The 9,464-nt window shown below is 60.8% G+C and carries 11 protein-coding genes and 1 pseudogene; all 12 read left to right on the plus strand.

Annotation, left to right across the window (positions count from 1 at the left end; translation table 11 throughout):
• A pseudogene (locus tag RTI30_RS10290) lies at nucleotides 1-275 on the plus strand (phosphate acyltransferase); the annotation flags it as partial.
• Nucleotides 275-1,216 (plus strand): beta-ketoacyl-ACP synthase III, encoded by a 942-nt coding sequence (locus RTI30_RS10295; RefSeq protein WP_312261085.1) that lies wholly within the window; start codon nucleotides 275-277, stop codon nucleotides 1,214-1,216. The pseudogene RTI30_RS10290 and the gene RTI30_RS10295, both read left to right, overlap by 1 nt.
• 36 nt (nucleotides 1,217-1,252) lie before the next feature.
• Nucleotides 1,253-2,188 (plus strand): ACP S-malonyltransferase, encoded by a 936-nt coding sequence (fabD, locus tag RTI30_RS10300; RefSeq protein ID WP_312261087.1) that lies wholly within the window; start codon nucleotides 1,253-1,255, stop codon nucleotides 2,186-2,188.
• Nucleotides 2,188-2,928, plus strand: a complete 741-nt coding sequence (gene fabG / locus RTI30_RS10305) for a 3-oxoacyl-ACP reductase FabG (protein ID WP_312261089.1) — start codon at nucleotides 2,188-2,190, stop codon at nucleotides 2,926-2,928. Before fabD ends, fabG begins: the two co-directional genes overlap by 1 nt.
• Before the next feature lie 80 nt (nucleotides 2,929-3,008).
• Complete coding sequence (acpP, locus tag RTI30_RS10310) at nucleotides 3,009-3,257, plus strand: acyl carrier protein (RefSeq protein ID WP_312261091.1); 249 nt, start codon at nucleotides 3,009-3,011, stop codon at nucleotides 3,255-3,257.
• A gap of 33 nt (nucleotides 3,258-3,290) precedes the next feature.
• A complete protein-coding gene (gene fabF, locus RTI30_RS10315) occupies nucleotides 3,291-4,532 on the plus strand; it encodes a beta-ketoacyl-ACP synthase II (RefSeq protein ID WP_312261093.1) in 1,242 nt (413 codons plus the stop codon).
• Nucleotides 4,533-4,538: 6 nt separating this feature from the next.
• Nucleotides 4,539-5,396: an aminotransferase class IV gene (locus RTI30_RS10320; RefSeq protein WP_312261095.1), complete on the plus strand. Its 858-nt coding sequence runs from the start codon at nucleotides 4,539-4,541 to the stop codon at nucleotides 5,394-5,396.
• Nucleotides 5,393-6,397 carry an endolytic transglycosylase MltG gene (gene mltG / locus RTI30_RS10325; protein WP_312261097.1) on the plus strand — a complete coding sequence of 335 codons (1,005 nt, stop codon included), beginning with the start codon at nucleotides 5,393-5,395 and terminating at the stop codon, nucleotides 6,395-6,397. Before RTI30_RS10320 ends, mltG begins: the two co-directional genes overlap by 4 nt.
• Nucleotides 6,394-7,038, plus strand: coding sequence for a dTMP kinase (gene tmk, locus RTI30_RS10330; protein ID WP_312261099.1), 645 nt, complete (start codon nucleotides 6,394-6,396; stop codon nucleotides 7,036-7,038). The genes mltG and tmk overlap by 4 nt, the downstream gene beginning before the upstream one ends.
• Nucleotides 7,031-7,990: a DNA polymerase III subunit delta gene (locus RTI30_RS10335; protein WP_312261101.1), complete on the plus strand. Its 960-nt coding sequence runs from the start codon at nucleotides 7,031-7,033 to the stop codon at nucleotides 7,988-7,990. The genes tmk and RTI30_RS10335 overlap by 8 nt, the downstream gene beginning before the upstream one ends.
• Complete coding sequence (locus tag RTI30_RS10340) at nucleotides 7,987-8,337, plus strand: PilZ domain-containing protein (RefSeq protein WP_312261103.1); 351 nt, start codon at nucleotides 7,987-7,989, stop codon at nucleotides 8,335-8,337. The genes RTI30_RS10335 and RTI30_RS10340 overlap by 4 nt, the downstream gene beginning before the upstream one ends.
• A 75-nt stretch (nucleotides 8,338-8,412) precedes the next feature.
• A partial coding sequence (locus RTI30_RS10345; protein ID WP_312283734.1) for a phytoene/squalene synthase family protein occupies nucleotides 8,413-9,464 on the plus strand: 1,052 nt, incomplete at its 3' end.

Raw genomic sequence — 9,464 nt, forward strand, 5'->3', positions numbered from 1 at the left:
GTTATACCCGCAGTTTCTATGGTCGTCTTGCCTATCTCATCAATCGGCCAATCCTCCAAAGCCTGCGGCGACGTCTTGATTCGCGGCAATACAATGGTGCCACGCTATTGGGCCTGAACGGTATCATCATCAAGAGCCATGGCAATGCCGATCGCCTAGCCTTTGCGCGGGCGGTGGAGGTGGCGATTGCCGAGGCGCGGCACCGTCTCACCCTCGAAATCGCCAAGAAGGTCGTACCCGCCGACCTCCATCAAGGGATCCGCAGCAGCGCCTGATGCCTACCTACAGCCAACTCATTGCGACGGGCTCCTACCTGCCCGAGCGCATCCTCGACAATCACGAACTAAGCACCTGGGTCGATACCAGCGATGAGTGGATCGTGACGCGCACCGGTATTCGTCAGCGCCACATCGCGGCGGAGGGGCAGGGCAGTGTCGATATGGCGACCCGTGCCGCCGAGCGCGCCTTGCAGCAAGCCGGCTTGCAGGCAGCGGATATCGATTTGATCATCGTGGCGACCACCACCCCGGATCAAATTTTCCCAAGCACTGCCTGCTTGGTGCAGGCGCGTCTGGGTAACCAAGGCGCCGCCGCCTTCGACGTACAAGCGGTATGCACCGGCTTTATTTATGCCCTGGCCACGGCCGATCAATTTCTGCGCACCGGCGCTGCCCGGAGGGCCTTGGTGATTGGCGTAGAAACCATGTCGCGCATCGTCGACTGGAAAGATCGTAGCACCTGCATTCTCTTTGGTGACGGCGCCGGTGCCGTGATTCTGCAAGCCGCCGATACCCCAGGGATACTCTCTACTCACCTGCATGCCGATGGCCGCTATGCCGAACTCCTGCAGGTGGCGGTGGACGAATCGTACCTGCAAATGCAGGGGAATGCTGTCTTTCGTATGGCCGTGCGGGCCCTTGGCGATATCGTCCAAGAAACCTTGGCAGCCAATGGTCTGGAGGGGAAGGATATCGACTGGCTGGTGCCGCATCAGGCCAATATCCGCATCATTCAGGCGACGGCCGACAAGCTCAATTTGCCCATGGAACGCGTTGTCGTGACCGTGGGAGAGCACGGCAATGTCTCGGCGGCATCGGTGCCCCTGGCCCTGGATAGCGCCGCGCAGCAAAATTGTTTCCGTCCCGGGCAGTTGCTCCTGCTCGAGGCGTTTGGGGGTGGTTTTACCTGGGGCTCGGCCCTGCTACGCTGGGTTTGAGGGCGAGTCCCTCTGGTACGAATCGAGGAGAGTGCAGTGCAGGGTTCCATAGCCTTCGTTTTTCCTGGTCAAGGATCACAGTCCATCGGTATGCTCGCGGCCATCAGCAAGACGCGCCCGGTGTTGCGCGAGGTTTTCGCCGAGGCCTCGGAGCTGGTCCATCGAGATCTTTGGCAGCTTGCCCAGGAAGGGCCGATCGAGGAGTTGAACCAGACACGCTGGACCCAACCCCTGATGCTCACTGCCGACTATGCCATGTTTCGCGCCTGGGAGGAGGAGGGCGGTGCTCCCCCGGATTTTGTCGCCGGTCATTCTTTGGGCGAATATGCTGCTTTGGTGGTGGCGGGCAGCCTCGATTTTGCCGACGCCTTGCGCCTCGTGCAGCGTCGTGGTGAACTCATGCAGAATGCGGTTCCCGAGGGGACCGGGGCCATGGCTGCGGTACTCGGTATTGCCGAGGAAGACTTGCTGGCTCTCTGCCAGCGCGAGGCCCACGGTGAAGTCCTCGAATTGGCCAACCTCAATGCGCCGGGGCAGATTGTCGTGGCTGGCCATCGGGCGGCGGTGGAGCGCCTGAGCGAGCGCGCCAAGGATGCCGGCGCCAAAAAAGTCGTGCTCCTGCCAGTCAGTGTTCCCAGTCACTGCTCGCTGATGCGGGAAGCAGCGGAGCAGTTTGCCGCCGATCTCGCCGCGGTGGAGTTGCGTAGCCCCAATATCCTCCTCGTACACAATGTCGATGCGCACAGCCACCGCGATCCCGAGTCGATTCGCGAAGCCTTGCGCAAACAGATCTACTCTCCGGTACGCTGGACGGAAAGCATTCGTTTTCTCGCTCGCCAGGGCGCCACGACCTTTGCCGAGATGGGGCCAGGCAAGGTGCTCTCTGGTCTTGGCAAGCGCATCGAACCGAGTTTACGGATGTTGGCGCTCGATGACGAAAAGAGTTTTGTGACCGCCCTGGAGGATCTCTGATGTCCGCCGCGCGCAGCGGGCAGCTTGCCCTCGTTACCGGGGGCAGCCGGGGTATTGGTGCGGCCATCGTCGATGCCTTGCTGGCCGCAGGGGTGCAGGTGCTGGCTACTGCCACCAGCGTCGAGGGTGCCGCCGCCTTGTCGGCCCGTTTGGGTGCGCGGGGGCGCGGATATGTCCTCGATGTTACCGACGACGCCGCCATGGACGCGGTCCTGGCCGAGATCCGCGCCGACTTTGGCGCACCGAGCATTCTCGTCAACAATGCCGGCATCACTCGCGATCAATTGCTGTTACGTATGAAGGACGAGGACTGGGATCGCGTTCTCCAAACCAATCTGCGCGCTGTCTACCGTCTCAGTCGTCTTTGTGTGCGCGACATGATCAAGGCGCAATACGGCCGCATCGTCAGCATTACCTCGGTAGTGGGTATTATGGGCAACGCTGGCCAGAGTAACTATGCCGCTGCCAAGGCCGGTGTCATGGGCTTCAGTCGCGCCCTGGCGCGGGAAGTGGCTGCTCGTGGGGTAACCGTAAACTGTGTGGCGCCGGGCTTCATCGCAACCGACATGACCGCCGTCTTGAACGAGGCGCAGCGCCAGTCACTACTGCAGCAGATTCCCGCCGCCCGTCTCGGTAGCCCCGAGGATGTTGCCGCTGCAGTAGCCTTTCTCGCCTCCGAGCAGGCCGCCTACATCACCGGTGAAACCTTGCAGGTGAATGGCGGCCTGTGGATGGGGTAAGTCCTTTACCTTTACAGGACCGCGTCAGCTGTGGTCCAATTCCGCCGAAAATAATTTTCACCAACTGAGGAGTTTCTCCTATGGATGATGTCGCAGCACGTGTAAAAAAAGTGGTCGTCGAGCAGTTGGGCGTCAACGAAGACGAGGTGACCAACGAGGCCTCTTTTGCCGATGATCTGGGCGCCGACTCTCTCGATAACGTGGAGCTGGTGATGGCCCTCGAAGAGGAATTCGATTGCGAAATCCCCGACGAAGAAGCCGAAAAGATTTCCACCGTTCAGCAGGCCATCGATTACATCAGTGCCCATCTCCCCAAGCAGGATGCCTGAGCGCATTTTTTGCCCGAGCTTGGAGAGCCCTCTTTGAAAAGACGAGTTGTTGTTACCGGCCTGGGAATCGTGTCTCCGGTCGGCATTGGGGTGCCCGCTGCCTGGGATAGCATCGTCCACGGTCGTAGCGGCATTGCGCGGGTGACGCGCATCGACCCCGAACCGTACCCTTCCCAAATCGCTGGAGAGGTCAAAGGCTTCGACGTGGGTCAGTACTTGTCGGTTAAAGAAGCCCGCAAGATGGAACTCTTTATCCACTACGGCTTGGCCGCGACCATGGAGGCGATGGAAGATGCCGGTCTACAGATCACGCCTGAGATTGCCGAGCGGGTGGGTGTTTCCATTGGTAGTGGCATTGGCGGTCTACCCGGTATCGAGGCGGAACACACTGTAGTGGTCGAGAACGGTCCACGACGCATTTCTCCCTTCTTCATCCCTCGCTGTATCGTCAACATGGTTTCCGGGCACGTCTCCATCCTCTACGGCGCCAAGGGTCCGAACATTGCCATGGCCACGGCATGCTCTACCGCAACCCACTCCATTGGCGATGCGGCGCGACTCATCGAGTATGGGGATGCCGATGTGATGATTGCCGGTGGTGCGGAGGCAGCCATCAGTCCTCTGGGATTGGGCGGTTTTTCGGCAGCGCGAGCCCTTTCCACGCGTAACGACGAACCTGAAAAAGCCAGCCGGCCCTGGGATGCAGATCGCGATGGTTTCGTCCTTGCCGAGGGTGCCGGAATTCTCGTTCTCGAAGAATTGGAATTTGCTCGTCGCCGCGGAGCACGCATTTATGCCGAAGTGGCGGGGTATGGCATGAGCGCCGATGCCTTCCACATGACCCAACCGGCCGCGGGTGGCGAAGGTGCCGCTCGTTGTATGCGAGTTGCCCTGCAGAATGCCGGTTTGCCTGTGGATGCCGTCGATTACATCAACGCCCATGGTACCTCTACGCCTCCGGGCGACCTTGCCGAGACGGAAGCCGTCAAGGCCGTCTTTGGGGAGCATGCCCGGCGTTTGGCGATGAGTTCGACCAAGTCGATGACCGGACATTTGCTGGGTGCCGCCGGTGGCATCGAGGCGGTATTCACCACCCTCGCTCTGCACCATGGCGTGTTGCCGCCCACCATCAACCTGGAACGGCCGGGTGAGGGTTGCGATCTCGATTACGTTCCCAATCTGGCGCGCGCACGCAATATCGAGGTGGCTCTCAGTAATTCCTTCGGGTTTGGTGGCACCAACAGCAGCCTCGTTTTCCGTAAATATCACGACTGAGGAGGCATGGCCGTCCTCGCCTGCAGTATCGATGGGGTAATCCAAAGCGCCCCTTTTCCCCTCTCTCGTGCCGTGCAGTTTGGCGATGGTCTCTTCGAGACCATTGCTGTCATTCGTGGGCAGCCGCTCTTTTGGGCAGAACACCTCGCTCGCCTGCGACGCGGTGCCGAGCTGTTGGGGATCGATCTGCTCGATGACGCCCAATTGCTCACCTACTGGCAGCAGTTGCAACGGGCGCTTTCCCAGGCCGAAACGCCCGCTGCCCTGGTGCTAAAAATCGTGTTGGCACGTCGGGAGGGCGCGGGCTATGCGACACCCCCAGCTAGCCCGGGCGAGTTGCTCTTCATACTCCAGGATTGGCCGCAGCGCCCAGCCGCCTATTGGCAGGAGGGAGTGGCGGCCGGGCTATCGATGGTGCCTCTGCAAAGTGGTGCGCCTTACCTGACCCTAAAATCCCTGAATCGCCTCAATCAGATTATGGCTCGTCGTGGTCTGCCACCGGATTGGCAGGAGGCAGTGCTCTGCGACCGCGAGGGTTTTCTGCGGGAGGGTATCCAGAGCAACCTATTTTGGCGGCAAGGTGCGCAGATTTTTACCCCAGACCTGGGTGATGGCGGCGTTACCGGGATCCAACTCTCGGCAATCTTGCAACGATTGGCTACCTGGGGCTGGCAGGTGCACCGGCTGCGTCTGGCACCGCCAGCCCTGCTTGTTGCCGAGGAGATCTTCTTTTGTAACAGTCTCATCGGCTTTTGGCCGGTCCGGCGCTGGCAGGAACGGGAACTGCCGGGTGCTTCGGGAACTTTGGCCCAGCGCCTTGCCGACTGGCATCGTCAGCTGGGCCTTTTTCCGGAGGCTGCATGAGGCGCTGGATACTGCGCCTGCTGGGCGTGCTGGTGCTTGCCACGGCGGCGCTCTGCGGCTGGGTGTTTTGGGCTCTCTATCACCCGCTATCGCTGCCTGCCACTGGGGTTACGGTACCCATTCGCCAAGGGGCGAGTGTGGACGCCAGTATCCGCAGCCTGCAGCGGCATGGATTGCTATCCTCGCCCCTCGTTTTTCATTTGTATTGGCGAGCCCTAGGACGCCCACCCCTGCATGCTGGTCTCTATGTCTTCCACCGCGGCACAACCCTTTCGGGGGTATTGTCGGCCCTCCGGGAAGGACGCTCGCAGCCGCTGAATTTTACCATCGTACCCGGCGCGACCCTACGCCAGGTCTATCAGCAGTTGCAGCACAGCCCCTATCTGGAGTTGCAGGGTTTACCGCCAGCGTCGCAGTTGCCGGCACACTTGTCTTCCCTCTGTGCTGACCGTAAGTCGGCGGAAGGCTGTTTGCTCCCGCAGAGCTACCGCTATGTACCGGGGGAACCTGCCCTGCAGGTACTGCAGCAGGCCGCCCAGGCCTTGCAACAGCAAGTGCAGGTAGCCTGGCCAAAACGCGCTGCGAATTTACCTGTGCAGAACCCTTACCAGGCTCTCATTTTGGCTTCCATCGTTCAGCGCGAGGGCGCGCCGGCGAGCCAGCAGCAACGGATTGCCGCGGTCTTTCTCAATCGGCTGCGGGCGGGAATGCCCCTGCAGTCCGATCCTACGGTCATCTATGCCTTGGGCAAGGACTACGATGGCCACCTGCAACCCCAGCAGATGCGGGTGCAAAGTCCTTACAATACCTACCTTCATCCGGGGCTGCCGCCAAGTCCGATTGCCATGCCTTCCCTGCAGGCTCTGGAAGCGGTTCTCCACCCGGCACCCAGTGACGATCTGTACTTCATTGCCAAAGGAGCCGAATATCACTACTCCAAGGGCTATGCCGAACATCAGCAACAGATTCAACGCTATCTGCAAACGGGACGCACGCCATGAGTCAGACGACTGGCATCTTCATTACCCTGGAGGGCATCGAGGGGGCGGGAAAAAGTACCGTCCTGCCTTTTCTGGCGAAGCAGCTCGAGGAGTTGGGCTATGGGGTGGAGTGCAGCCGAGAGCCTGGAGGCGGGCCGTTGGGCGAGGCGCTGCGCGGCGTCTTTCTGAATCCAGATTTGCAGCTCGATGCCGAAGAAGAACTGTTGCTACTGTATGCGGCACGCTACAACCATCTACGCACACGCATCCGGCCGGCCCTGGCCGCTGGTAAGGTACTGCTCTGTGACCGTTTCGAGGACTCGAGTTTTGCCTATCAGGGGGGTGGTCGGGGTCTGCCGGCAGCACGCATTGCCGCCTTGTCGCGGTGGGCGGAGATCAGCCCGCAGCCGGATCTCACCTTCTGGCTAGACATCGATCCGGCATTAGCAGCCGAGCGTATCCGTGAACGGCGACCCGATCGTCTAGAGCAGGAGAGTATCGCTTTCTTCCGTCGGGCGCGGGCGAGCTTTGCCGAACGTGCAGCGGCCGAACCCAAACGTTTCTGTCGCATCGACGCCGGCCTCCCCCTGCCGGAGGTAGAGATGCAGCTCCAACAGGCTTTGCAGGCGCGGGTTCCCGCTCGTCGTGCAGGCAATGCATAAATATTCAACCGAATTTTTTACCCCTCCGGCTTGGCTGCAAGCCGATCAGGCCCAAGGACTTTCGCAGTCGCTGCTGCTGGAAGGGGCGCCGGACGGCTTGGCGGCAGAGTGGAGCGAGCAACTGCTGCGCCTTTGGCTCTGTCGGACAGGGCAGGGGCAAGCCTGCGCTGGCTGCCCTTCCTGTCGCTTGCTCGCCGCCGGTACGCATCCCGATTATCTGGAAATCAGTTCCGAGGGCGGCAAGGCCCTGGGCATCGATGCCATTCGCGAAGGCCTGGAGTTTCTCGCTTTTGCTCCCCAGGTAGGGGCGGTACGGGTGCTGCGCATCCTCGCTGCGGAACAAATGCGCACGGCTGCCGCCAATGCCCTGCTCAAAGGATTGGAGGAGCCGCCGCCACGTGCTCGCATTGTGCTGCTGAGCAGTGCGCCGGCACGTTTGCTGCCAACCATCCGGTCACGCTGCCAACGCCTACCCATGCCAGCGCCCGCACCGGCGGCCTGTGCCGCCTATTTACGTGCCAGCGGCTTGCCAGAGGATGCGGCGGCGGTCCTTGCCCAGCGCTACGCGCAGCGTCCTGCTTATGCCCTGGCATTGTTCGAAAGTGCCCTGTGGGCAGAAGTACAGCAGACGCGACAACAGTTGCTCGCGCCGCAGGTGCAGAGTGCAGTAGTTTGGGAGCTCGCGGCACAATGGAGCAAAGACGAGGAGCGCGTTGCCTTGTTGCGCGACCTGATGCTGGATTTGCACGCCGAGATTTTTCGACTACATCACAACGTAGCTACGGTACACACGGAATTTCCCAAGAGGACTCTTGCTCGTTCCGAAGATGCCGTCTGGGAAGACTACCAGGCCTGGTTGCGATTGGCGCAGGAGCAGCGGCAAAACCTGCAGATCTCCATGCGCATGGAACGCCTCTTGTGGCGTTGGTTTTTTGGAGGTGACGAGTCATGACGACGATTGATCCGGCGGCGCGGGCGCTGTCGGTGGTCTTGCGCGATGCCGAGTCGGTGCAGCGTTATTTTCTGCCGCTGGTGCGGGGTGGTGGCATTCTTGTCGAAACCCAGAACCTGCTACCCATGGGGGCGGATGTGCTGTTGATGATCACCCTGCCAGACAATGGCCAACGCACTCCAGTGCAGGGAAAAGTCATTTGGATCATGCCCAAGGACAATCGCGACGGCAATCCGCCGGCCATGGGGATTCGCTTTACCAATGATCGTTCCGGTATTCTCACGCGCATCCAAAGCATCATCAGTTCCCTGCCCCCGGGGCAAAAGCGGGAGATCCTCGCCTTCTGACCAGCCTCCCACAACTTGCCAGAAAGGGCGGTGGCGTTTACAGTCCCGCCTTGATTCTTTCGGCATGGATGGTAAATGACCGACAACATGGGTTTGGCCCCAGAACGCAGCGATCGGGAAGCCTTGCTGCGGTACCAGACTGCGAGCCTGCAGCGGGTTTCGCGCACCTTTGCCCTCACCATACCCTGTCTCCCCGCAGGTCTCCAAGAGGCCGTCGGCAACGGCTACTTGCTCTGCCGCATTGCCGATACCATCGAAGATGATCCCTTGCTGGATGGCGAGGAAAAGGCGCACTGGCAGAAGGTCTTTTTGCAGGTACTGCGTCGGGAAGTGCCGGCAGCGGAGTTTGCTGCTGGTTTTGGTGCGCGGATGGCCACGGAAATGCCGGCGGGCGAGCATGATCTCATTGCCCACAGCGCCGAAGTCGTTGCTCTCACCCATTCTTTCAATGCGATACAGCAGGCCGCCCTGATCCGCTGTGTGGAGATCATGGGGGAAGGAATGGCGGAGTATCAGCGTCGCGCCTCTCGCGCCGGGCTCATCGATCAGGCCGATATGGATCGGTACTGCTATGTGGTGGCCGGTGTTGTTGGAGAGATGCTGACCACTCTGTTTCTCGAGCATGAGCCCCGCATGCGCGACGGTGGCGCTCCTCTCGAGGCGTTGGCGGTTTCCTTTGGCCAAGGTCTGCAAATGACGAATATCCTCAAGGATCTTTGGACCGATTGGGAGCGCGGGGTGCTGTGGTTGCCCCGGGATCGCTTGCAGGCCCATGGCCTGGAGCCGGAGGCGCTGCAGCCGGGTATGCGTGACCCACGGTTTCAGGGCTTTTTACAAGAGATGCTTGCCCTGGCCGCACAGCACCTGCGCGACGCCCTGACCTTTACCCTACAGATTCCTGCAGAACAAACCGGTATGCGCGATTTTTGCCTATGGGCCTTGGCGATGGCCGTGTTGACCCTGCGGCGGATTGCCGAAAATCCAGGCTTTCGTAGCGGCGCTGAGGTCAAGATCAGCCGCGATAGTGTACGGACGATGATCCTCCTCTCGCGTCTGCTGCACCGCTTCGATCCATTGTTGGATCTCGCCTTTCGCGTTGCCACCAAGCCCCTGCCGCGAGCCCCGCT

This window comes from Candidatus Igneacidithiobacillus taiwanensis (assembly GCF_031962545.1).
Taxonomy (GTDB): domain Bacteria; phylum Pseudomonadota; class Gammaproteobacteria; order Acidithiobacillales; family Acidithiobacillaceae; genus Igneacidithiobacillus; species Igneacidithiobacillus taiwanensis.

Coding starts and splice junctions, on each gene's coding strand:
- RTI30_RS10295 (WP_312261085.1), top strand. CDS start 275: ATGCCTACCTACAGCCAACTCATTGCGACGGGCTCCTACCTGCCCGAG.
- fabG (WP_312261089.1), top strand. CDS start 2,188: ATGTCCGCCGCGCGCAGCGGGCAGCTTGCCCTCGTTACCGGGGGCAGC.
- acpP (WP_312261091.1), top strand. CDS start 3,009: ATGGATGATGTCGCAGCACGTGTAAAAAAAGTGGTCGTCGAGCAGTTG.
- RTI30_RS10320 (WP_312261095.1), top strand. CDS start 4,539: ATGGCCGTCCTCGCCTGCAGTATCGATGGGGTAATCCAAAGCGCCCCT.
- mltG (WP_312261097.1), top strand. CDS start 5,393: ATGAGGCGCTGGATACTGCGCCTGCTGGGCGTGCTGGTGCTTGCCACG.
- tmk (WP_312261099.1), top strand. CDS start 6,394: ATGAGTCAGACGACTGGCATCTTCATTACCCTGGAGGGCATCGAGGGG.
- RTI30_RS10335 (WP_312261101.1), top strand. CDS start 7,031: ATGCATAAATATTCAACCGAATTTTTTACCCCTCCGGCTTGGCTGCAA.
- RTI30_RS10340 (WP_312261103.1), top strand. CDS start 7,987: ATGACGACGATTGATCCGGCGGCGCGGGCGCTGTCGGTGGTCTTGCGC.